The sequence below is a fragment of the Thalassotalea sp. ND16A genome (assembly GCF_000764205.1).
Taxonomy (GTDB): domain Bacteria; phylum Pseudomonadota; class Gammaproteobacteria; order Enterobacterales; family Alteromonadaceae; genus Thalassotalea_A.
Genome location: NZ_JQDZ01000018.1, coordinates 42304 through 66544 on the forward strand (window position 1 = coordinate 42304; position 24241 = coordinate 66544).

Genomic DNA, 24241 nt, shown 5'->3' on the forward strand with positions numbered 1-24241 from the left:
TTAATTATGTTACATATCCACTGTCCTTATTGTGAAGAGATGCGCGAAGAAGAAGAGTTTAGTCCGGCCGGACAAGCACATATTCAGCGTCCACTAAACCCGGAAGAATTGTCTGATGAACAATGGGCACGTTATTTATTCTTTCGTAAGAACCCACGCGGTTTGCATCACGAATTGTGGCTGCACGCTCATGGTTGTCGTAAATATTTTAACATGACCAGAAACTCCGTGACTTATCAGATCATGGAAACTTACAAAATGGGTGCAAAACCCAGTATCACCGCTAGTGAAGAGGGCCAATCATGAGCCAAGTTAATCGAATCGCTGCCAGCAGCAAGCGCATTAATCGCAACCGCACCTTAACTTTTACCTTCAACGGCAAAGAGTATCAGGGTTTTGAAGGTGATACCGTGGCGTCAGCCTTGCTGGCCAACGGTGTTGATGTCGTCGGTCGTAGTTTTAAGTACTCACGTCCGCGTGGCATCATTACCAGTGACTCACAAGAGCCAAATGCCATTTTTCAAATTGGTTCGACCCAAGCCACGACTATCCCGAACCCGCGCGCCACGCAAACCGATCTTTATCACGGGTTAGCGGCAAGCTCGACCAACGGCTGGCCGAATGTTGACTTTGATTTAATGTCGACGGTGGGCAAGCTAGGTGGCTCGATGATGCCACCAGGTTTCTATTACAAAACCTTTATGTTTCCACAGTCGTTATGGATGTCTTATGAGCACTTGATCCGCAAAGGCGCGGGCTTAGGCTCTAGCCCGCAACAGGCCGATCCGGACAGTTACGATAAAATGCATCATCATTGCGATGTGATGATCGTTGGCGCTGGTCCTGCCGGGCTGGCGGCAGCATTGTCTGCCGCACAAACTGGCGCACGGGTGATCATTAGCGATGAGCAAAACGAATTTGGCGGCAGTCTATTGTGCTCTAAACAGCAAATTGATGGTGAGCTACCCAGCCAGTGGGTTGAGAAAACTGTGGCCCAACTTGCGACCATGGACAACGTGTTATTACTGCCACGCAGTACGGTTTTTGGGTATTACGATCATAACCTGGTGGGTATTAACGAGCGCCGCACCGATCATTTAGGTGAGAACCAGCTGCAAAGCACACGCCAGCGAGTACACAAAGTTAGAGCTAAACAGGTGATTTTGGCCACCGGTGCTCATGAACGACCTCTTGTCTATGGTAACAATGACGTACCAGGCTGTATGCTAGCGAATGCGGTGTCTACTTATATTAATCGCTACGATGTTGTGCCTGGCAACCAATTGGTGTTAATGACCACCAATGACAATGCTTACAAGACGGCAATCGACTGGCATCAGGCCGGACGTAAGGTAGTCACCATAGTTGACACCCGCGAATCGTCAAATGGCGAATTAGTAAAGAAAGCCAAAAAATTAGGCATCAACGTCATCTTTGGCCATGCCGTTATCGAAGTCAGCGGCAGCAAACGCGTTAAAGGGGTTGATATTGCGCCAATAAATGCCGTGAACCATAGCGTTACCGGCGCCGCAAAACATTTTCCTTGTGACACCGTCGCCAGCTCTGGCGGCTGGAGCCCGGTTATTCATCTATCATCACATACTGGCTCTCGTCCGGTATGGAATGAAGACATAGCAGGGTTTGTGCCGGGTGAAACCGTACAACAGCAACATATTTGTGGTGGTCTCGAAGGCGTTTACGACTTATCGAAAGTGATCAGTGCTGGCTTTACCACTGGCGCGGTGGCGGCACAAGCGGCAGGTAAAGGTGAAGGCAGTTATGCCGGCACATTACCGCAAACCAGCGATCCACAAGAAGATGCATCAATGGCATTATTCCACGTGCCGCACAGCAAGAAAACCAGCCGGGCGCCGAAGCAGTTTGTCGATTATCAAAACGATGTGACCGCTGCCGGCATCGAGCTGGCAAACCGTGAAGGTTTCGAGTCTATCGAGCATGTGAAACGCTATACCGCGTTAGGATTTGGTACCGATCAAGGTAAGCTAGGCAATATTAACGGCATGGCCATCACCGCCAAATCGTTAGGCAAAACAATCCCGGAAACCGGCACCACTATCTTCCGTCCAATGTACACACCAACAACATTTGGTGCCTTGGCCGGAGCGGATGTTAAGCACCTGTTTGATCCGGCGCGTTTTAGTGCCATGCACAAATGGCACCTTGATAATGGCGCCGAATTTGAAGATGTTGGCCAATGGAAGCGTCCTTGGTATTTCCCAAAACCTGGCGAAGCCATGCAAGACGCGCTTGAACGAGAATGTTTGGCTACGCGTAACAGTGTCGGCATTTTGGATGCCTCAACCTTAGGTAAAATTGATATTCAGGGTAAAGACGCTCGAGAATTTTTAAACCGTGTCTATACCAACCCGTGGAGCAAGTTAGCCGTTGGCAAATGTCGCTATGGGGTAATGTGTAAAGAAGACGGCATGGTCTTCGATGATGGCGTAACGGCTTGTCTTGAAGAAAACCGTTTTATCATGACCACGACTACTGGCGGCGCCGCCGGCGTATTGCAATGGTTAGAGTTATGGCATCAAACCGAGTGGCCGGAGCTTGAGGTGTATTTCTCAACGGTGACCGATCATTGGTCAACGATGACCATATCCGGGCCGAATTCGCGCAAGGTATTAGAGAAAATCTGTGATGTCGATGTCAGCAACGATAATTTCAAATATATGGATTGGATCGAGGCTAAGGTAGCTGGTGTTAAGGCGCGAATTTTCCGCATCTCCTTTACCGGTGAGCTGTCTTTTGAAATTAACGTGCAAGCGAACTACGGCATGCATACCTGGCAAGCGGTAATGGCAGCGGGCGAAGAGTTTGATATTACCCCGTACGGCACCGAAACCATGCATATATTGCGAGCAGAGAAAGGCTTTATCATTGTTGGCCAGGACACCGATGGTTCGGTTACGCCACAAGATTTAGACATGGACTGGGTAGTCGGCAAGAAGAAAGAGTTTAGCTTTATCGGCAAACGCTCCTGGACTCGCTACGACAACAAACGCGATGATCGCAAACAAATGGTCGGCTTAAAACCGAAAGATCCTAACTTTGTCTTGCCGGAAGGTGCGCAAATTGTGTTTGAGAAAAATCAAAGCATTCCAATGACCATGGTCGGCCATGTAACCTCGAGTTATTACAGTGCTTGCATGGGTTATTCTTTCGCCTTAGCCGTAGTCAAAGGCGGCATTAGCCGCAAGGGACAAAGTGTATTTTTGCCATTAAGCGATGGCACCACTGTGGAAGCTGAAATTTGCAGCCCAGTATTTTATGATCCAAAGGGAGACCGTCAAAATGTCTAATTCTGTACAGGTAGAATCACCGTTGCACCATGCCCAGCTTGACCAGTTAATTGGCCAATCGAATTCAGGCGGTATTGTATTACACGAGGCAGCATTATTGGGCCACCTTAACTTACGTGGCAACAGCGATGATGCCGAGTTTTTGGCTGGCGTGCAAGAAGCCTTAGGCATCGCACTGCCAATCACGCCGTGTAGCAGTGCCAACAGTGAACTCGCACAAATCATGTGGTTAGCGCCTGATGAATGGTTGATTGTCGTTGCCTCAGGCAGCGAATATGAGGTCGAGCAAAAACTCCGCTCTTATCTAAAAGGCCACTTTGCGGTCAGTGATATCAGTGGTGCGCAAACCATTCTTGAACTGAGTGGCAGCAATGTGGTCGAGCTGATGAAGAAATCGACCGGCTATGATCTGCATTTGGACAGTTTTCCTGTTGGCAAAGTCATTGGCACCACCTTTGCCAAGGCCGGCGCCCACATTTTGCGGGTCAGTGAAGATAAGTTTCAGTTAGTGGTACGCCGGAGTTTTTCTGACTATATTTGGTTATGGATACAACAAGGCAGCCAAGAATACGGCTTAACTATTGTTTAAATAACATGACTATTAACATCCCCTTAAGCATGGTATTTCAATGCGTTCAGGGGATATATACCGACAATAATAAAGCCGCTCAAGTTTGAAACAATCAGACTAAGCGGTTTTTTAAATTTCAATAGAGGATCAAAATGTCCGATATCAAAGCAGCACAAACCCACATTATCACCGCAGACTGCCCTAGCCGACCTGGTACGGTTGATGTGGTGACCCGTTTTTTGTATGAACAAGGGTTTTACATTAATGAAATCCACTCGTTTGATGATACTGCTGAAAACCGTTTTTTCATCCGCATCGAGTTTAGAGCCGATACGGCAACAGCATTTAACCGAGAAGCGTTTTGTCAACAATTCGAACAACGAGCCAATGAATTTGAGATGCAATGGCAACTGGCATCAACCCCGTATAAATCAAAAGTGGTGATCATGGTATCGAAACACGATCATTGTCTCAATGATTTATTATATCGTTATCGAACTGGCGACTTGGATATTGAAATTCCGGCGATTATCTCTAATCATCCAGATTTAGAAGAGCTGGCAAAATGGCATGGCATTCCTTATTATCACTTGCCAATTAGCAAGGAAACCAAACCAGAACAAGAAGCCAAGGTGTGGCAGATAATTCAGGATTGTCAAGCCGACTTGGTGGTCTTAGCACGTTACATGCAAGTGCTCTCGAGTGACATGTGTAAAAAACTTGCCGGTAGAGCCATTAACATTCACCATTCGTTGTTGCCAGGTTTTAAAGGCGCCAGACCTTATTATCAAGCCTATGATCGTGGCATAAAATTAGTGGGCGCGACCGCGCATTACGTCAGTGATGATCTCGATGAAGGGCCTATCATTAGCCAAGGTGTGGAGACCGTTGATCACTGTTACTATCCTCAGGATCTGGCCGCTAAAGGACGTGATATCGAATGTTTAACGTTATCGCGCGCGGTACGTTGTCATATCGAGCATCGAATTTTCATGCACGGTAAAAAAACAGTGGTATTTGCCAAATAATATAAAAGCTGACCCGCGGAAGCCATTAACGCAAGGTTGTTCAGCCCAAACCAACGATTTTGTTTCAATCCATTTCATTAAGTAGATATAAATACAGTCGTTGGTTTTCTTTTTCTTTTTCCTTTTTGTCTACATTTTCTCGTCATTGTTCAAAAATCAGTTTTTGTCTGTTTCAGGCATGCCGATGTCTTTTTCAGATATGCCGGTATCAGCGGCAAAACGTTATTCTGACCTATGTGTTTTTCGCCTTAGCCAACAACTATTCCAATAACGATAAGGAAATTGGCTTTGATCCTTAATTAATGACCAAAAACAAACCATCAAAAAAATTGTTCGTGTCATTTAACCAACAAGAGAGCTTGATATGTGTTCAAATCATGGAAACCGCGGCGTTGTTTACACTGGCCCGGGAAGTGTTGAAATTCAAAATATTGCCTACCCTAAGCTTGCCATAGGCAACCGCAAGTGTGAGCACGGGGTTATTTTAAAAGTAGTGACCACCAATATCTGTGGCAGTGACCAACATATGGTGCGCGGCCGTACTACCGCCGAGCCGGGACTTATCTTAGGTCATGAAATTACCGGAATGATCATCGAAAAAGGCAGCGATGTTGAATTTTTAGAGGTTGGTGACATTGTCTCAGTACCCTTTAATATCGCCTGTGGTCGTTGTCGCAATTGCCGCGAAGGAAAAACCGGTATTTGTTTAAACGTTAACCCAGGTCGCGCTGGTGCCGCCTTTGGTTACGTCGATATGGGCGGCTGGGTTGGCGGTCAATCTGAATATGTGATGGTGCCTTATGCCGACTTCAATCTGTTAAAATTTCCCGATAAAGATCAGGCATTAGAAAAAATTCGTGACTTAACCATGCTCTCTGACATATTCCCGACCGGTTATCATGGTGCCGTAACCGCTGGTGTTGTACCTGGCGCTACGGTTTATGTTGCCGGTGCAGGTCCTGTTGGCCTTGCGGCTGCGGCATCGTCGCAATTGCTCGGTGCGGCTTGTGTCATCGTTGGTGATATGAACCCGGATCGTTTGGCCCAGGCGCGTAGCTTTGGTTGTGAAACCATAGATTTACGCCAAGATGCGACCGTGCCAGACATGATCGAACAGATATTAGGTGTGCCGGAAGTCGATGCGGCGGTGGATTGTGTTGGTTTTGAAGCGCATAGCCACGGCTGTAGCCATCATAAAGAACAACCGGCAATTGTACTGAATACGATGATGGAAGTAACTCGTGCCGGTGGTGGTATCGGAATTCCAGGGCTTTACGTCACTGGCGATCCTGGTGCGGCTACTGAAGCGGCTAAAACCGGTCAACTGAGCATGAATTTTGGTCTTGGTTGGGCGAAATCGCATTACTTTGTTACTGGTCAGTGCCCGGTGATGAAGTATCATCGCAACCTGATGCAAGCCATTTTGTGGGATAAAGTACAAATTGCCAAGGCAGTTAACGTGCAAGTAATTTCACTCGATGGTGCACCGGAAGGTTATGAAGCCTTTGATCATGGCGCGGCGAAGAAATTTGTTATCGATCCACATTCAATGGTCGCTTAATAAAGGAAAGCTTGCCTTTCACTTTTAGCAAACGGCGCATTTATTGCGCCGTTTGACTATACCAACGAATGTTAGCCTCAATATTTTCTTTTACCGCTATCGTTAATTCATTGTTCGCGTTAACGTCGTAACTCCAAATAAATTTACCTGATCTTAGCAATTGCGGAGCTTGGTTGAGCTTAGTGTCGAATTGCCAGATATGATCTTGCTGGTCAAGTTGATTTTTCCAATACAAGCTATCAGCAACCATTCTAATATCAGACACTTTAGTCGCTTGCTCTGCTGATAACTGTTGCCGTTGTTCAAGATGCTCGCTATTGAGCAGTTCTCCAGCAACCGAGTAAAGTTGCTTACCTTCGAATAGCCACCACTTTTTAGCATCCGATTGATAATATAAAGAGTCGGCGTTGACTCTAAACTCTGCCACTTTGTCACCGGTAACGGCATAGTAACGCAGGTACTCGCCATCAAAACTGTAAATTTTTTCATTGCTCAACCAGCCAAAACTTATCGATAAGTTATTGGTGATTAACTCAAAACTTTGAATTAATCCTTTGCGATTATAGAGATAAGCAGTATTGTCGTGATTGGTTAAAATCAGACTTAAAGCTGGGCTCCATTTCACAATGGAGCCGTATCGTAGTTATTAATATAAGGAAAAACGATGAAACGAGTCAGCACCATAATGATACTATTAACATTATCACCGCTATTATTCGCAGCCCCAGAAAACGACAGCGCTCTAATTAAAGAAGCTGCGAGAAACTACATAGTGTCTCAACACACATCTCAACAGCAGTTAATGGCGAAGGCCTTACATAAAAAACTGACTAAACGGACTTTTTGGCAACAGCAAAATGGCGGCGAGTTTATTATGGAAACGAACTATAACAACATGCTTAATGTTGCTAAAAACTATAACAAACTAGGCGATAAGTTCCCTACGTCGCCGCGCATTGATATCAAAATACTGGATATCGAGCAAAGAGTGGCGTCGGTGAAACTCACTGCCGATGACTGGATTGACTATATGCACTTAGTCAAAACGGATGAAGGCGATTGGAAAATCATTAATGTGCTTTGGCAATACCATGACATTACTAAACATCAAGCCAAAGGGAGAAAGTAACCGATGCTGCGTATCAAATGTAACGCTTTTTCATTAGCTGTGCTGTTATTACTAATTTCGACAAATTCGTGGGCCGATAGACAACCAAAAAATGCTTCAATTTGCTTTAATAATATTGAGCTTCCTGCTAATTTTATCGCCTTGAAAACTGACTTTGATAGCAAACTGGCTAATTGGTATCAGCAAGTTTTCAGGTTAGAAATCGTTAAAGAATATCAATGAAAAATCGACTACTACAGCAGCAACAACTCGAGGCGTGATGAAATTCGGTTTTTATATCAACACCAATCTATCGAAATTGCAACAGTGCTTACAAGAGCATAAGGTGAATGCCAGCAAAAGCCATTCACTAAACCTGTTAAAAAGCGCCAAAGAAGCACGCACATTAGGAGAAAAGTAGTACCGTCATCCCACGGCGCTTTTGTAGAGGTTGGGCGGGAAGATATCTATGGCCGCTATTCGCTCACTATAGCCATAGATGGCACATTTATTGAGCGCCAACTTTGTCATTAGCAGACATTAGACAAGTTTTTCCAATCTGAGTATATTTACAGTTGAGTTTGAAGCTTCAAATATGGCCTAGACCCCTGAACCTTTTCTAAGCATTTTATCTCTGCAACATCAAACTTATTTCTATCCTGAAGTAATACCGTTTCAGCATTCTCACACTTCGCCCTAAACGAATTGTATGCATTAAGTCCGTCACGGAAAATATCCAATCCACCTACAAACTGAATTTCCATACTTTGTCCGAATGAGTTACAGCCATCAATGGGATAAGTTTTTACATAGTCATCATAGCTACTGAAGCTGATACTTTTACAGTGTGATTTCATCAGGTTATAAATAACTTGTTTTCCCCAATGTCTGACAACTGATTTGGGATAGTCTTCTGAATATGTGGTTGATATCTCAGATTGTTTGAACCACGAAGCAATTTCTATTTGGTTATCTAGATCACTGCTACTGCTAAACTTTTCAAATGCTTTGGATAGTTGTTCTGAGTCTGTTAGCTGATTCAAAGCATTAAAATAATCCTGCTGGTTATAAGTTCTGTCTACAATATTTGCATTAAAAATATGTTTCCAAACATCAAAAACTGATTTACTGGAATCTTTTATTTTCACTGTAACATGGCTTGCCAATCCCATAGTTGCACCACAAGTATAATAATTACGGTAACGCCAGAGCTTCGCTGATTGCTCTAGCGATTCATCACCTTTATTTAAAGAACAGCTATTAGCAGCATCCTCGAACTTTTGAACCATCTGTTCATAGTTTATTAAGCCAAACTCCAACATCGCAAAATTAGCAAATGTGTCCGCACCGCCTTCATGCATCCAAGAATGGTTCTTCTCTTCAAAAGCTAACATTTGACCATTCCAGAAGTGAGCAGCCTCGTGAGCTAAAAAGTGAAATAACATATTAAATTGTTCTACATTCTCAGACTGCCAGCGCTGACCATTAATAGTCAGTTGAACTAGCCCATCCAAAGTTCCACCACTGTAATTTGAGTAGTCACCTTCAACTTGATCGTAATTGAAAAACACAACAGGCTTGAAGCTTAAGGGTTGCCCAGTTTTTGATTTATAAAAATCAAACAGTTTTGGAAAATACTTCTGAGTTTTGCTCCATGCCCATTTAGGTATTGCAGGGTCAACAATGGCAATCATGTTTTCGTTTTCAATAGGTTTTATATTACCGAAATATATATAGGTGCCTTCCCCCTCTAAACTCCACTCAGCTTTGTTCTTAAAACTTTGACCAAGAAAGACTATATTTTGATTTGGGCCAGAGAAATGAAATCTTGTGCCACTAAATGATACTCCAATGGGACTTACAGATTTATCTTTAATTATGTTAGCGCCTAGAGCTAAATGATTGGTGTACAACAGTACACTGCCATCTGTATATTTTATGTTATGCGTATAGTCTTTTTGAATAAAGTTATAGTAAGAAGAAAAAATGATACTCAGCGAGTTAAATTTATTACCATCTACACTTCTGATAAGCAGCACATCTCCCTCTTTATCCCACTTAAATTTCGTTTCATCTATCTTATAAAGTTCACTTCGATCAAAGTTACTTTGTCTGCTAAATGCAATATGATCTACAGCAAAAGGTAACTCATATCGAGCTTTCCATGAGTCTGATTCCTGCTGATAATGAACGTGAATGTGTAGTTGATAATCTATGTCAGATGCAAAAACGCTTGTTGCTAAAAAGATCATCAGAGTACAAAGGAGCGTATATGTTATTTTCTGTCCATAGCCCATTATTATTACTTCCTTTTCATTTAGGTAACTGATTTAATTAATATTAAATTATTTAATAATGTAATTCCAATTATTAAAACATCTTCAGTGAGCGTTCACACCAAAAAAAAGAAAGCTGTTGATATTGTCTAGCTGAATTTCGATAGTTCAATGACCGCTTATCGCTCAATAGCCTATTACCACATTGAAGTGAACGGCATAATGAGCTTGGAGCAGACCATCAGGTTACTAACCTTTCAACTTCCGTTGATTCGCTCTTTATAACTGCCGTTAGGGCTTTGATTAATTGACGTTATGTATACATTCAACCATGATGTCGGCGAATGTGAGTTATTTGGCCTTGATCATTAAACTCTAATGAAACAATATTGGTTTTAGTGTACTCGATTATTTTATTTAGATGGCTAGGCTTGCCTTTGATAGTTTCTGTCATTTTAATAAAAGCAGCGTTGCCACCGACTATCATCTGATCAATTTTGATCGAGCTGAAAATGATTTCACTATCCATTTTGGCAATCATATCGTCTCTTAATTTGACTTTATCAGTGTAGGTAAAGTTGAACTTGATATGTTCATCAATGAAATCGTCAGCTAATAGGGATATATAATGATCGATGTCTTCAATTTTAGTGTCTGGCTGTTGACGAGCATCAATAGCTTGTACAAATTTTTGCGCCAGCTGCTCTAGTTGTGGAGAACTAAAGGTATTTTTAGCTTGAGCTGACATTGAAAATATCATTAGTAAACTTACTACAAATTTTTGCATCTATTTTTCCTTTTTGGCTAATTAGGTTTAGCATACAATTTAAGTTATATACTGTAAATCATTGCTTAATATACTTATTTGCAGTTAAGCAGCAAAGGTGAGTCATAGTTAAGGTTCCTTTTACTTAAAGGTTAAGCCATGCGGTGAGTCTAGATTTTTCTCGGATCAAGCCATCCTGATTGAAATGATGAATACAAAAGTGCGCCCATGAATCCTCGAACGCCATCTCCATGTCCCCGGTAACAGCAGTCGTTCCAACTCCGATTTCTGCGTAAATAAATTCAAAACTGCCACTAGAACGAGCCAGTGCAATGTGGAACTGTTCGCCATTGAACTCGTTGATTATTGGGTTGCCACGGCTTGTCATTATGCCAGGAATATCAACCTTAGCGGTTCTATTTTGCAAGTTTGCTTCGAGCCGTATTGGCAGAAACAATGTTTCGAAAAATTCGGAGCAGGTGGATGAGAATACGGAGAAAATATTGCTTAGTGGTTCGCATTCACCGCCAGAGATAATGCTTTCTATTGCGACTCGCTGAGCATCATTTGCGCGCTCATCGATAATGATTTGGCGCTTACCATTGCCATCAGCGATTTCTCCAGGCCACTTGTATAGCCCAGCCCAATTAAGTCCCGCAAGTGGCGTATCATTGAAATAGCCTTCAACGATATTTCCAACGAAGGCTGATTGACAATAGCCATGGGTGCTCGGTAAGTTGAACTGGCAGCCACAATTCACCGCACAATTGCAGTTGTCGTAAGTTTCGCTCTTAAATAACCATTGATTAGCCATCTGGTCGACCCTTTGTACTTCATGATGGGCACACCCTAAAGAATAGTCTGGTGGTCTATTGTTGTCTAGGATGGAAAACTACTTATAAAACTGATTAGTATTTAATAGGGTTGGTGTGCGTTGGGTAAAGCGTATATATGTTTGCTTGTCTTCTTCGATGTAGCCAGAAAACTTTAGCCCCAATCTTTTTATTATTTTTATAGAAGCAACATTGTCTGCCATTGCATCGGCAAAATATCTGCTAATGCCTAGTTCTTTCTGTCCATAATATTTACAAGCCAGAGCAGTTTCAGAGCCGAACCCCTTACCCCAGTATTCCGGTAAAAAACGATAGCCAAAGTCAGGCATGGCTAAATCTGCAATGTATTTAAAACCACAGAACCCTATGACTTGATGAGAGAAACGGTCAACTACGGCCCAGCGTCCATAGCCGTGTTGCTGGTATTCAGCGAGCCAAATATTGGCAATAATATGCTCTGCATCGGGCAATTTTTTTACCATGTTAGCATCACCGGTATATTTGGTAACTCTGCTATCGCCATTAAACCTCAGCACCGCTTCGGCGTCGGTCATTTTAAATTCACGCAGATAGGTTCGAGCGGTGGTTAGTATTCTTTCCATCAGATATTCTCTCCAAAACTGTACTGCTTTATATATTAGTTTTTGATAAACTTTTAATACAGATACAGTTTTCTATCAATAAAGCAGTACAGCAACATGGCAATATTTAAATATCAGGTGATAAAAACGGAGTTAGAACAGGCGATAGACGTTGGCGTGTATGACGAAAGAGTACCTTCTATTCGAAATTACGCCGGAGAGAAACAGGTAAGTATCTCCACGGTACAAAAAGCATTTTACGCCTTAGAGCTGGAAGGAAAAATTTATTCGTGCCCGCAAAAGGGTTACTTTATTCGCAACACAGACGATGATGAAAAAAGCCCGTATGGTGTTGCTATTGAGCAAACATACACTGGCGATGTGCTGGAACACCAAGTTCTACATTCTCTAAATGATAGCGCCATTATTCCGTTATCTTCAACGGCGCCTAGCTCTATCGTTAACAACGAATATATTCTCAATAAACATCATAAAAAAGCCTTAGATAAAAGACCCTATATGTTTGATTTCGTAGATGAAGTTCAAGGGTGTCTGGGGTTGAGACGAGCGTTGAGCCAGCACCTTTACAAACAAGGTCATATTTGTGAGCCTGCTCATATTCATATAACCTCAGGCCGCAGAGAAGGTCTATTAGTCGCGTTAATTGCGACAAAATCCGTTGCTTCATCGGTTGCCATAGAATCACCCAGTTCGTTCTATTTTCAAGCTTTGGTTAAACACTTTTGTAAAGAAGTCATTGAAGTGCCTATGCAAAATGACTATCTACTAGAGCTAAAATTACTTGACCAGGCGTGGCACAAACATAAATTTAAAACCTATCTGGTTAATCCCAATTTCAATGATCCAACGGGGCGAGTGTTATCTGTTCAGGATAAAATGAATTTAATAAAGTGGGCCGTGTCCAGAGACGTAACGCTGATAGAGTATGATCGGGGGGAGTTATACTTTGGCACAGAGAAACCGGCTTCATTAGCGTCTTTGGCAAATTCAGTTTCAGCAATAAAACTGATTAGTATCCAGGATTTTTTCGACACCATTTCGAGCAGAATAAACCTGGGTTTTATGATTGGTATTAACATGAATGAGGCAATACATCATGCTAAACACACGGCAACAGAAGATCCTAACCTGCATACCCAAAATTTAATGCATTCACTCATTTTATCAGGAGATTATCAGCAATCGTTGGATAAATTACGCAAGCAGCTGTACAAGAATTACTTAGAGAGTCAAAAAATCTTAATCGCCCATTTACCATCAAAAATTACGTATTCAGCTCAAACTGGTGGCCCATGTATTTGGATGAAACTTGATGACAACAATTCGAGTATCGAATTATGGCAAACGCTTGTCGACAAAGGCATCGCGATAGCGCCCGGAACTGTGTTCAGTTTCAACGATAAATTCGAGCAGTATTTTCGTATCACCTTTGCATTGCCCTGGAATGCTCGTTTGGCAGCTGGACTGAAGACTCTGTGTCATGCTATCTGAGATAGATTGCCTAACTTCACGGCCCGTTCAGGACACGGATTGGTTATTAACTATGCCATCTTTGCATTAATATTTTTAGCGCTATCTAAAGTTACCCTGTTACAATACCAAGTCGATTAAATATCTGCTGATACTTAATTAACTTGCTATAATCAGCAAAAATGTTCGCTATAATCGTTCAAATTTCAAGCTAACTGTTTCAAACGGCCTGTAACTAAGGTATAACACCACGATGAAAATCCCCAGTAGAATACAACCTCTTGTTGAAGATGGTTTAGTCGATGAAGTTATTTGCCAGTTAATGAGTGGCAAAGAAGCCACGGTATATATGGTTCGTAGTGGCGCTGAAATTATTTGCGCTAAGGTGTACAAAGAGGCAATCAAACGCAGTTTTAAAAAAGCCGCGCAATATCAGGAAGGCCGTAAAAGTCGTAACAGCCGACGCGCTCGGGCGATGGAGAAAGGCTCAAAATATGGACGAGATCAGCAAGAGCAAGCCTGGCAAAATGCTGAAGTTGATGCACTGAAGCGGTTAGCCGATGCTGGCGTACGGGTACCAGAAGCCTACGGTTGCTATGACGGCGTACTGTTAATGGAGTTAATTACCGATGACGATGGTGATGTTGCGCCGCGGTTAAATGACGTCGTGATGTCGGCAGAACAAGCCATTGAAGATTTTGAAGAAGTCATAATTTACATATTGCGGATGCTATGTGCAGGCATTATTCATGGTGATTTATCTGAGTTTAATGTGTTAGTGGATGCCTACGGGCCGGTGATCATTGATTTGCCGCAAGCGGTAGATGCATCGGCCAATAACAATGCCAAAGCGATGTTAATTCGTGATGTTGAAAACATAACAACCTATTACGGCCAATTTGCCCCACAGTTATTGGGTAGCAGATATGCTGAAGAAATGTGGGCGCTTTATGAAAAAAGTGAATTAACCCCAGAGACTGAGCTAACCGGTATTTTTGCTGAGCAAAACAAGACCGCCAACGTTAGCAGCGTAATAGAAGAAATTAAAGCCGCTTTTGCAGAAAATGAAGCAAACCTTGAACGCATAAGGGAAGCCAATGAAATGGGTTAATGGACTAATTACCCCATATGCTCGCAATGGCGGTCTAATACCAAGTTGATTAAATTGTTATAATGCACCTTTCAACGAATGCAAATAATCTAGCCACAAAAAATAAACGCTGGCCTAGCTATCACAAGGCAAATAGTTTTCATTTTTTGACCGTAAAATGGCTTCTTCAATCAATAAGTTTGCGGCTTCGGTTTCACCATAATCATCCGAATTGTTTAGCCAAAATCGTAACAGCTCCTCATCAAAGAACATTAGCGTAGCAGCTTTTTGATGTTGCTCTGAATATGACCCAGCCATATTTAACTCTCTGTCAATCTCAGCGGAGGACTCTAGATTATCTTCCGCTTGATAAATCATTCGTTGAATTGCCAGCCCGAAAGTTTTTGTCATGTGCCTTTGACCACGCTCTTTGATATCAATACCTAATTGCAGGCAAGCATGAACTTTTTCACTACGATTAATTCCTTGCTTGCACCACTCGAATAACCCACTGAACCCTATTGATTTGGCCGCCTCAATGCCAATAGCAGCAACAGTGTTAAGGTTAAAATCATTAAATCTAGAACCGGCAAGGGCTTTACTATAACGTTGTACATTTCGGCCAAAATGTTCATTAAAGTATGGTGCCTTTAATAGCTCTTGGATGGCGAAAATTGTTTGCTGATCATTATTTCGATTGGCGTGAAAATAAACGATCTCAAGCCACATCGCGCCATTATTACCATCGGCAGCTATCGCCATATCGATAAGATTTTGATCACAATGCTTATTGTCTAGTTGCGTGGAACATAAACGGACTGATTCCAGTAACGCGGTAGGGTTGTTAGGGTACCGTTGGTTAAACGATACTAGCAAGTCTAATTGAGATCGATCATCGGGTGCAAGCGCAAACAACGCATAATCAAGTTGCTTATCTACTTGATTTGAATTAACCAGAGACTGAAAAAATAACTGGCGCGCTGCAAAGACGGCCTCATCCTCCAATAGAGACCTCTCGTCGCAATGAACGATGTATTCATCCTCTTGGGTTTCTAGCTGCTCAGGCAAGTGAACACTGGTCAAATGTGTTTTATTCGCTTCTCTATTGATGATTTCAGCGGGGAGAGTTTCTTTTGCAAAAATGAGAGCAGGACCATCCAAATGAAAAGGAGTTTCGTTATGCGGTGAGCTAAAAGACAATATTGCAAGCACACCAATAATGATAAGCAGTACTAATGTTCTAATTTTTAAAAGCATTATGTAAATCCATTTTCATTTTTTCGATAAAACAGTCCAGTACCTAGCATGCACTTATCCGCTATCAACGTTCAAATGCAACATTCTCTCGGTAAAAATACAAATTTTACGACCAAGGCGGGTCAGCAGACTGTCTACAACCACAATACCTGATATTAAGCTCAATGCGCAAATTTCAACGGCCCTTCTTTGATCGCAATGAGGGCTATAGTGATTCACAAAAACGTTAAACGCTCTAAACCCCATGTTCGCCAGTGAAGTTCAAAGTAATACTAAGATGCTGATAAATAGAGTTATTTATTTGACAAAGAACGTTGCCCTGGCTATTTTAAATGAAATACCAAACAAATTTACATGGACTGTTTTATGAATCGTTTCGTTTTGCTCTTATCCCCTTTGTTATTGGTCGCCTGTAACAGCACATCACCCCCTATCGAGCAAAGCTTTGCTCATCTGCAAGTTGTTGAAGCAGAATTAACCAGCAAGAAATGGCACCCACTGACAAGATTCCCACCCCGCTATCCTATTGAAGAAGCGCGCGCGGGGAAAGAAGGCTGTGCCACCGTTGAGTATGTGATCACTGCCGATTATGAAATAAAAAACGTGAAAGTCACTGGTTCAACAAGTAAATATTTCGCCAAACAAGCAAAGTTAAATGTCACTAAATGGAAATGGGCAGACTTACCCAAAGGCATTATAGAAGAGCCGGTTAAGACTCACACCCGGTTTGAATATTGCCTGGAGCAAGGGGATGGTCATTGTTCGGCAACCGGCTTTGCCGCAAAAAGTCAATGTCGCGGCGAAGATGTAGTAGCGTCTATCGGCTATAAAATTAAACGATGATTGAACTTGCTTGGTAAATAGCCGTTAACGCTACTGACTTTTTTGCTGTAGTGTTTTTTTACACTCCGATTTATCTTTATGCCTGGCTTTAATCTGTTCACAATCTGGCTTTAGCGGATCGACGGTAAATATCATATCCGAGTGTTCTTCGCCGGTGATGCGTTTAATTTCTTTCAACATTGCCGCTTTTCTCTCTTCGGTTAATTCGCCTTCAACACCCACTTGAATTTCGTAACCGCCACCTTCAAGCTTTTCGATATACAAATCAGGGAAGGGAAATTCTTCAGCCTGTTGATTGTCATTAACAAACCAGTACAGACCGAAACTTATCAGCGCGGCAACAATGCATAAGTACGTTATCGCTTTGCCATACCTATGGGTATTGTTAGCGGCTGCTTTTATGATGCTGACATCTTGCAGCCATAAATAGCCTTTGCGTTGTACTGTTTTAATAAACTTTGGACTTTTCGCATCATCCGCAAGTACCCGGCGTAATTTTGCAATGGTGTTTGCTAGTGAATCGGGTCCGACAACGGTATCCGGCCATAGCGCTTCCGTGAGTTCCTGCTTGCTCAATGTTTGACCCTTAGCGGCGCAAAGTAACACTAAAAGCTCTAACACTTTTGGCTGCAGATCTAACGGCTTATCGTTATAGATGATACGATTTTGACTGACATTTACGATCACTCCGCCAGTATTAAATGGCGTTAGCATTAATTGGTCGCTCGTTAGTGTTGCTTTGGAGTTTCTGTCATTCATTAATTTATATATATTTCAATTAGTTAAGTTAGATATATTTTGGATAGGGAAAAGATAGAATTTGTTAAGTCGCTAACACTGGTATTTCATTTCAATTTCCATGATAAAGGCTAGCAATGAACAATACCAGTCTGCACAAACATTTAAGGAATTTATGAAACATTTAATTTTACTGGCCATATTATTCTCATTGCCAAGTTATGCCATCGTAATTCGCCATGACGTGAGTGATTCGAAATATCAGGCTGAGTTAACCGACTTTCCCGCTTTGGCAACTTTCTATATCGATGGCGCGCATGGCACGTTAATAAAATCGAAGTGGATTGTTACCGCGGCGCACGCGACTTTTTGTATCAAACCAAATGCAAAGGTGTTAATTAATAACAAAGCAAGAGTGATAAAAAACCTCTACATCCATCCAGATTATACCCCAGGACAAAGTCATGATATTGCCTTAGTTGAACTGGTAGAGGAAGTATTGGATGTCGCCCCTGCGGATACTTATCAGCAAAGCGATGAGTCGGGCAAACAAATTTGGTTTATCGGTATCGGTGGCACAGGTACCGGTATTACTGGCGAAACGATTGATAATGCCGCAAATAATGGAGTACTGAGAAAAGCCCAAAATACCATCATTGCCGCACCAGGTCCGTTAATTAAATTTATTTTTAACCGCGACGATGAGGCACTGCCGTTAGAAGGTGTTTCGGGTGGCGGTGACAGTGGCGGACCGGCTTTTATCGCCAGTGAAGACGGCTTTAAATTATTGGGAGTGAGTTCGCGTCCGGAAGGAAAATTCACCAATATAGGGGAATATGGGATAACCGAGGTATATTCTAGGGTATCGTTTTTTTCTTCATGGATTGAGCAAGTTATTGCTGGTAATGAGTTAACTCGAAAACATCTTTCTGTACAAACTCTAAAACACCTACCCGCAGGTCTTACTGAAGATATTTTACCTGCAGTATGTAAAGATATTGGTATTAGCAGCGAAGTAATGGAAAAGCAATAATAGGATTTCAATGCCCTTATCTGTTTTACTACATGACAATTTCGTGAAATTTTGTCCCTGCCCTTGTATCTTAGCTTTCTGCTCCTTACTATCTGGTCTAGACCAGTAAGAATTTAGGTAGTAAGATGAAACATTACAAATTATTAACACCCGGCCCCTTAACAACAACCCAAACAGTTAAAGAGGCCATGCTAAGGGATTGGTGTACATGGGATGATGACTACAATATTGAAATTGTTGAAAACATTCGCCAACAATTAGTGTCTTTAGCGACGACTCAATCAGGTTATACAAGTGTCTTGATGCAAGGCAGCGGAACGGCATCAGTAGAGTCAGTGCTTGGCAGCGCCATTGGTGATTCGGACAAAATATTAATTATCAATAATGGTGCTTACGGCAAAAGAATGGCTGAAATTTGTCATATATTGTCCATTGATCATACTGTACTTAACTTTACAGAAACCGAACAGCCAGATCTAAAACTGATCACTAAAACACTACAACAAGATGAAAAGATCAGCCATCTTGCCATGGTGCATTGTGAAACAACTACCGGCATGTTAAACCCACTGGAAGCCGTTGCTAAGATATGTCGTGAAAATAAAATTGTCTTTATTTTAGATGCCATGTCGAGTTTTGGTGGTATTGAATTCGATATTGCTGATTTGGATATAGGTTTTATGATCAGCTCTGCCAATAAATGCATTCAAGGTGTGCCAGGATTTGGTTTTATTATTGCAAAACAGTCCCTGATTAAAGCGACTAAAGGGCAAGCAAGATCGTTAAGTTTAGATCTCTATGATCAGTGGCACACGATGGAAGAAAATAATGGTAAATGGCGCTTTACTTCACCTACCCATGTGGTTCGTGCATTTGCACAAGCTCTAATAGAGCTGACTGAAGAAAAAGGAATTGCAGCGAGAGCCAAGCGATATGCTACCAATCAATCTTTGTTGGTACATGGAATGCGCGAGTTAGGATTTGAAGCCTTGTTAGAAGACAGTAAGCATTCACCTATCATTACCTCGTTCCTCTCACCTGACAGCGATAACTATAACTTTAAACAATTTTACTTAGCACTAAAAAGCATGGGCTTTGTTATTTACCCAGGTAAAGTATCAAACGCCGATTGTTTCAGAATTGGCAATATAGGAGAAATATACCCTGAGGACATAAAAAGTCTATTGACCGCAATAAAAGCCGCACAATTTTGGTAAATTTGATCCGTCAAAGTCGCTCATAGGCGATTTTGACGGACGATTAAAAAAGAATCAGCAAACTTGATATCAACTACTTTCAACTGCAATCTCTATCGCACTATGGACCCAATATTCAATATTATAATCGACTAAACTAGCGTCTGCACTAAACCGTTTTCGGATGATTTTCAAGCACGATGCACCACTATTAAGCTGTAGATGTTGCGCTTTATTTTCAGGTAAAGTAGTCACTGATATGGTACTGCTTTCTTTTGTCACTTCAATACCGTAATCATTAGTAAAAATAGTTGTAATTGACCCTTCAAGCGCTTTATCATCCAAGCCATGAAATTGCTCTACTTGGCAATAAATCTCTTCGACCATAACAGGTCTGTCATCGAGCGAGCGTACTCGACAAATCTCATAAAGAGACGGTGAAGTTGAGTCGCGACTAAAAGCCAGGCTAATATCATTGGTCAAATTTATTTTTTTGATTGAAATCAATTGAGTACGAGCAATAAAATGATGTTCTTGAGCTAATTGATAAAAGTTTACTTTTTGGATTGGATCCCATTGCAGGCGTGGCGGACAAATGAACCAGCCCTTGCGCTTAAGTCGATAAATCATACCTTCAGCTTCTAAGCTAATTAATGCTTCTCGGACAGTAATACGTGTTGATTTAAAGGTATCAACCAATTCTCGCTCAGAGGGCAATTTTTTCGTTTTGGGTTGTTGAGCAATCAACGTAAAAAGGTATTGTCTTATTTCTAGGTAAAGTAACATTTTTTTTCTATTCTCAATTGAAAATGCAGTTGCGGTGTTTTTACTTGCCAAATATCATTTTGCCAAAACATGATAACGCATCGGCGGATAAACGCTAGCGCGAAATCCTTGTTGCGCCAACCAATCGGCACCAATATCGGCATGCAATATGTGACCCTACCCTCAATGACAGCCATTATTTATCCGCCTTACCTGCGGCAGCGGCAAATTTTGACATTTGCCGATCCAGCCATAATGAAGATCGCCCTTGATCTTCAGCACGCTCTTTCCTAAGCACAGAGTGTTTCACTAGGTTGGCACCAAGGTAACGAATAGGCTCTGGCGGAAATCGACCTAGTGGACCTTTGGCCATAGGTGATTGGGTCCAGGCATTATCCAATGACAAAGCCATTGAGGATAAAATATCGCCCCCTAAAAAGCTCTGTACCACCCCATTCCCCGAATAACCTAAGCCATAAAATACATTGTTATCTGCTGATAAACTACCAAAAAATGGTAGCCCTGTGGTTGAACGATCCGAAGCCCCGGTCCACGTTCTTTCTACCGCATTAGGTAATGTTGGAAAAAAACGCGTGAAGGCTTGCTCTAGCATGGGTCGATACTGACTTGGTTGCTCAAAGGCAGGTAACATGCGATTGTTAAAAGCAAACATGTTTCCGCCTTTTCCTAACATTAAACGCCCGTCCTGAGTCGTTCGATAATAATGAACAAATATACGAGAATCAGCAATGGCCTTGCCATGAACCAAGCCTATATCTTCCAGCAGTTCCGGCATAGGTTGAGTGATCAGCATATCAGAAGAGACTAAAGTGATATGACGATTAAAACGTTTAAAGTGCTTGCCCATCCACGCATTAATGGCAAAAACAACTTTTTTGGCGATGATTTTGGCAGCATTGGTTTTAATAATGGCTAATTCGCCATACTGAATATCTTGATATTCAGTATGCTGAAATATTTCAATGCCTATTGATAAGGCATGCTTAACCAAGCCTAATACTAATTTCCCTGGGTGCACCGATCCACCAGCATGGCTAGCAATGCCGGCTAAATTAGCCGAAGATCCGCTCTGCTTAATGACCTGCTCGGTACTTAATTGTTGCCAATTATTAATGCCATGTTGGCTGAGTAAATCTATTGGTTGGGTTAGAGAGCGTGCTTGTGGTTGATTCGTTGCAGTATAAATACAGCCATCAACCTTTACCTCGGCATCAATGTGATTGTGTTGACAAAACGAAGCAATATCATCAACCGCTTGTTCCGAAGCTTGCACTAGCCGGATAGCTTCGGCAAGACCAAAAAAGCGGATTAACGATTGGAACTTAGTGGCAAAAGTAAGCATGCAACCACCGTTACGGCCCGAAGCGCCTTGCCCACACACTCCTTTTTCAATGAGCACCACTCGTTGTTCGGGCGCTTGTTGCTTGATTTTGATCGCTGTCCATAACCCGGTATAGCCGCCGCCAACAATACAGACATCTGCCGATATATTCTTGTTAAGTTTTGCGATTTCAGGCAGTTCTACACTTTTCAACGCTTGCTCAAACCAAAATGGCTGGATTAAACTCATGGTCGCTGATTTCTCGCTCTGGCGGCCTGTATTGATTGTACCGCGGGTAACGCATCCGCGAGAGAATCAACGACATAATGAGCTCCCGCTTGATATAGCGTATCGTATGCTTTTTCTTTTGCTATTTTTTGCTGTGCTGACGATAAATTTAACCACTCTTGTTCGGTTAAACCTACTGAGTTCCCGGTGATGGCTATGCCCACTGTCCACATGCCCGCAGTAAGCCCTTCCGTAATGCCAGGGGCAGAATCATCAAACTTGATGCAATTGGCCACATTCGTAATGCCAAGTTGCTGAACATTTTGCAGTGCCATCCAAGGACCCGGTCGAGAGCCTGCAGCGATATCATCGCTAGCCACCCAACAGTCAGGCTTGTAACCATAATTAGCAGCAGCAGGCACAAGGATTTCCATGACTTCGCGAGGATAGCCTGAACAAGAGCCTATTTTGATGCCTTGGCCTTTTAACCGGGCTAAGGTATCAAGCACACCGGCAATTGGTTTCGCATGCTCTGCCACTTTAGCCTTTTGTAACGGCATAAAAGTTCGGTAAATTTCATCAACCACATCATCGGTCATGACATTACCAAACTGTTTTTGCCATCGAGCACTTACTTCCGGTAATTGCCCTAGTGTTTTGATATGATCCCATTTTCCCATGCCCATAGGCACTCTTGCCTCAGCAAGGGATATGTCAAAGTTATACGCTTGTTTTAATGCTTCAACAAAAATAGTTGTTGGGGCTACTGAACCAAAATCAACGACAGTACCGGCCCAATCTAAAATAACAGCTTCAATTTGCTGCATGGTAAATCTCCTAATAATAGATAAAAATTTATTGCAAAATCGGCTTTGATGTATTCAGCTTCATTGGTGCAGTATGTTGACCAACACGCAATTTATAACTGAAATATAGCACCGACGAAATAACTAAAAAACCACCCGAAATCGCTACGAAGTAGCAAAGGTGCATAAAAAACTGTAACCAACTAACATCTGGGGATGCAAATGTGCGGTAAAGCAAAATACTGACACTGCCCAAATAACCAGCCGAGTCGGCTAAATAAAGTAAAAAACCGGCATTGGCGGTAGAGCCAACGGCTGAAATCATGCGGTCGAAGAGAAAACAATTGTAAGGGATATAAGCGGTATAAAGCCCAGCCCCTAACCAAACCATCCAAGTTTTACCGTCAAGCCATTGTTGTTCAAAAGCAAAGGTGGCTCCGCCAAGCAAGCAACAACCAAAGAGGATAAAGCCATGATTGCTTAGAAAAGCTTTCCTATTATTTTTTATCATCACCATAGCACCAAGCACCACGAGTACAACTAGAGCGATTCGAATACCCGCATAGGCGAATATTGACGGCTCTTCACCGTGCCCGAGTGCTTGCCAAATTTCTGATGAAAAGTTATCACGAAAATCTCTTAACCCGGTAAAGAGTAAAAAACTTGAAATTAACAATAAAATACCTGGATAAAAACGTTTAAAAAAGGCCCAGCGCTGTGCCCCATTCATCGGTTCTCTTTTATGTCTGGCTGCGTTATCTGCTGCTGATGGAGGGGGAATTTGAGCCAAGAAAAATACTGATAAGGTAAAAGGAATAATGAAAATTGCCCCAGTAGCTACCGGCATCCAATACTCTGGTACAGAAAAATCAAGGATTAACCACTGCCCAACGGTTCGCACCAAACCTGACGCGACAATAAAAGTAATACTCAATACAGCACCCAATATTTCGGAGGTTTGTCGGCCTTCTAAAAAACTAAAAACAATGCCCCAAATCATGCCTAAGGGAATACCGTTTAGAAACATCATTAATGGTTTCCATGGTTCAGGAACTACGGCAAACAGTAATAATGCTAGTTCAGCGGCCAAAATTAATCCGAGTAAAATACCAATACGTTTATTCGCAGTTAATTCGGAGATAACTTTTATACCGATAAATTTTGATAATAAATAGCCTAATACTTGAGCGAGTACTATCGCTATTTTAAAATCTAATAAAGCCAAGATCTCGGGTGCATTTTGATAACTCGCTACCACAAACGGCTTTCGGTATGCATACATACAAAAGTAAGTCATAAATGCCGCAGAAGATGCGTAAATGACAAAAATAAGGGTATGGCAACGCTGTAAGAAATTCTTCAACAAAGACATTGTTCATTTACCTAAAGAAATAAAAATATT

22 protein-coding genes are annotated in these 24241 nt (G+C 42.1%); 11 read left to right on the forward strand and 11 right to left on the reverse strand.

Annotation, left to right across the window (positions count from 1 at the left end; translation table 11 throughout):
- Positions 1 to 6 precede the first annotated feature (6 nt).
- From ND16A_RS15510 to fdhA, 5 genes are all read left to right on the forward strand, one after another.
- Positions 7 to 306 (forward strand): sarcosine oxidase subunit delta, encoded by a 300-nt coding sequence (locus ND16A_RS15510; protein ID WP_033076320.1) that lies wholly within the window; start codon positions 7 to 9, stop codon positions 304 to 306.
- Positions 303 to 3326, forward strand: coding sequence for a sarcosine oxidase subunit alpha (locus tag ND16A_RS15505; protein ID WP_033076321.1), 3024 nt, complete (start codon positions 303 to 305; stop codon positions 3324 to 3326). Before ND16A_RS15510 ends, ND16A_RS15505 begins: the two co-directional genes overlap by 4 nt.
- Positions 3319 to 3915, forward strand: coding sequence for a sarcosine oxidase subunit gamma (locus ND16A_RS15500; protein WP_033076322.1), 597 nt, complete (start codon positions 3319 to 3321; stop codon positions 3913 to 3915). The genes ND16A_RS15505 and ND16A_RS15500 overlap by 8 nt, the downstream gene beginning before the upstream one ends.
- Positions 3916 to 4049: 134 nt before the next feature.
- Positions 4050 to 4925: a formyltetrahydrofolate deformylase gene (gene purU / locus ND16A_RS15495; RefSeq protein WP_033076323.1), complete on the forward strand. Its 876-nt coding sequence runs from the start codon at positions 4050 to 4052 to the stop codon at positions 4923 to 4925.
- A 364-nt stretch (positions 4926 to 5289) separates the two neighbouring features.
- Positions 5290 to 6486, forward strand: a complete 1197-nt coding sequence (fdhA, locus tag ND16A_RS15490; protein ID WP_033076324.1) for a formaldehyde dehydrogenase, glutathione-independent — start codon at positions 5290 to 5292, stop codon at positions 6484 to 6486.
- 40 nt (positions 6487 to 6526) lie between these two features.
- Here fdhA and ND16A_RS15485 read toward each other — a convergent pair whose 3' ends face one another.
- Entirely contained in the window at positions 6527 to 7111 is a 585-nt protein-coding gene (locus ND16A_RS15485) for a hypothetical protein (protein WP_033076325.1), read from the reverse strand.
- 39 nt (positions 7112 to 7150) lie between these two features.
- Here ND16A_RS15485 and ND16A_RS15480 point away from each other — a divergent pair, with 39 nt between their 5' ends.
- Positions 7151 to 7615 carry a nuclear transport factor 2 family protein gene (locus tag ND16A_RS15480; RefSeq protein ID WP_033076326.1) on the forward strand — a complete coding sequence of 155 codons (465 nt, stop codon included), beginning with the start codon at positions 7151 to 7153 and terminating at the stop codon, positions 7613 to 7615.
- Between the two features lie 548 nt (positions 7616 to 8163).
- On the opposite strand, the gene ND16A_RS15470 is transcribed toward ND16A_RS15480, so the two are convergent.
- The 4 genes from ND16A_RS15470 to ND16A_RS15455 all read right to left on the reverse strand — a co-directional run bounded on the left by ND16A_RS15470 (position 8164) and on the right by ND16A_RS15455 (position 12071).
- The gene (locus ND16A_RS15470) at positions 8164 to 9891 is read right to left on the reverse strand and encodes a hypothetical protein (protein ID WP_033076328.1); all 1728 of its coding nucleotides are present in this window, start codon (positions 9889 to 9891) and stop codon (positions 8164 to 8166) included.
- A 304-nt stretch (positions 9892 to 10195) separates the two neighbouring features.
- Positions 10196 to 10657 carry a nuclear transport factor 2 family protein gene (locus ND16A_RS15465; RefSeq protein WP_033076329.1) on the reverse strand — a complete coding sequence of 154 codons (462 nt, stop codon included), beginning with the start codon at positions 10655 to 10657 and terminating at the stop codon, positions 10196 to 10198.
- Positions 10658 to 10781: 124 nt separating this feature from the next.
- Positions 10782 to 11450: a DUF1326 domain-containing protein gene (locus tag ND16A_RS15460; RefSeq protein WP_033076330.1), complete on the reverse strand. Its 669-nt coding sequence runs from the start codon at positions 11448 to 11450 to the stop codon at positions 10782 to 10784.
- A gap of 78 nt (positions 11451 to 11528) precedes the next feature.
- Positions 11529 to 12071, reverse strand: coding sequence for a GNAT family N-acetyltransferase (locus ND16A_RS15455; protein ID WP_033076331.1), 543 nt, complete (start codon positions 12069 to 12071; stop codon positions 11529 to 11531).
- A gap of 96 nt (positions 12072 to 12167) precedes the next feature.
- On the opposite strand from ND16A_RS15455, the gene ND16A_RS15450 reads away from it, so the two are divergent.
- Positions 12168 to 13562: an aminotransferase-like domain-containing protein gene (locus tag ND16A_RS15450; RefSeq protein ID WP_033076332.1), complete on the forward strand. Its 1395-nt coding sequence runs from the start codon at positions 12168 to 12170 to the stop codon at positions 13560 to 13562.
- Between the two features lie 232 nt (positions 13563 to 13794).
- On the forward strand, positions 13795 to 14652 hold the full coding sequence (locus ND16A_RS15445; RefSeq protein ID WP_033076333.1) for a PA4780 family RIO1-like protein kinase: 858 nt from the start codon (positions 13795 to 13797) through the stop codon (positions 14650 to 14652).
- 114 nt (positions 14653 to 14766) lie between these two features.
- On the opposite strand, the gene ND16A_RS15440 is transcribed toward ND16A_RS15445, so the two are convergent.
- Positions 14767 to 15888, reverse strand: coding sequence for a hypothetical protein (locus tag ND16A_RS15440; RefSeq protein ID WP_033076334.1), 1122 nt, complete (start codon positions 15886 to 15888; stop codon positions 14767 to 14769).
- Between the two features lie 366 nt (positions 15889 to 16254).
- On the opposite strand from ND16A_RS15440, the gene ND16A_RS15435 reads away from it, so the two are divergent.
- Positions 16255 to 16731, forward strand: coding sequence for an energy transducer TonB (locus ND16A_RS15435; protein WP_033076394.1), 477 nt, complete (start codon positions 16255 to 16257; stop codon positions 16729 to 16731).
- A 30-nt stretch (positions 16732 to 16761) separates the two neighbouring features.
- Here ND16A_RS15435 and ND16A_RS15430 read toward each other — a convergent pair whose 3' ends face one another.
- The gene (locus ND16A_RS15430) at positions 16762 to 17490 is read right to left on the reverse strand and encodes a winged helix-turn-helix domain-containing protein (protein ID WP_081945456.1); all 729 of its coding nucleotides are present in this window, start codon (positions 17488 to 17490) and stop codon (positions 16762 to 16764) included.
- A 154-nt stretch (positions 17491 to 17644) separates the two neighbouring features.
- Between ND16A_RS15430 and ND16A_RS15425 the strand changes: the two genes are divergently transcribed.
- Both ND16A_RS15425 and phnW read left to right on the forward strand, forming a co-directional pair.
- Entirely contained in the window at positions 17645 to 18502 is an 858-nt protein-coding gene (locus tag ND16A_RS15425; protein ID WP_033076336.1) for a trypsin-like serine protease, read from the forward strand.
- Between the two features lie 125 nt (positions 18503 to 18627).
- Positions 18628 to 19719, forward strand: coding sequence for a 2-aminoethylphosphonate--pyruvate transaminase (gene phnW / locus ND16A_RS15420; RefSeq protein ID WP_033076337.1), 1092 nt, complete (start codon positions 18628 to 18630; stop codon positions 19717 to 19719).
- A 69-nt stretch (positions 19720 to 19788) separates the two neighbouring features.
- On the opposite strand, the gene ND16A_RS15415 is transcribed toward phnW, so the two are convergent.
- From ND16A_RS15415 to ND16A_RS15400, 4 genes are all read right to left on the reverse strand, one after another.
- Positions 19789 to 20535, reverse strand: a complete 747-nt coding sequence (locus tag ND16A_RS15415; RefSeq protein WP_235281967.1) for a UTRA domain-containing protein — start codon at positions 20533 to 20535, stop codon at positions 19789 to 19791.
- 124 nt (positions 20536 to 20659) lie between these two features.
- Positions 20660 to 22054: an FAD-dependent oxidoreductase gene (locus tag ND16A_RS15410; protein WP_152593788.1), complete on the reverse strand. Its 1395-nt coding sequence runs from the start codon at positions 22052 to 22054 to the stop codon at positions 20660 to 20662.
- Positions 22051 to 22860, reverse strand: coding sequence for a phosphonoacetaldehyde hydrolase (gene phnX, locus ND16A_RS15405; protein ID WP_033076340.1), 810 nt, complete (start codon positions 22858 to 22860; stop codon positions 22051 to 22053). Before phnX ends, ND16A_RS15410 begins: the two co-directional genes overlap by 4 nt.
- Positions 22861 to 22888: 28 nt before the next feature.
- The gene (locus ND16A_RS15400; protein WP_033076341.1) at positions 22889 to 24211 is read right to left on the reverse strand and encodes a DUF5690 family protein; all 1323 of its coding nucleotides are present in this window, start codon (positions 24209 to 24211) and stop codon (positions 22889 to 22891) included.
- Positions 24212 to 24241 lie beyond the last annotated feature (30 nt).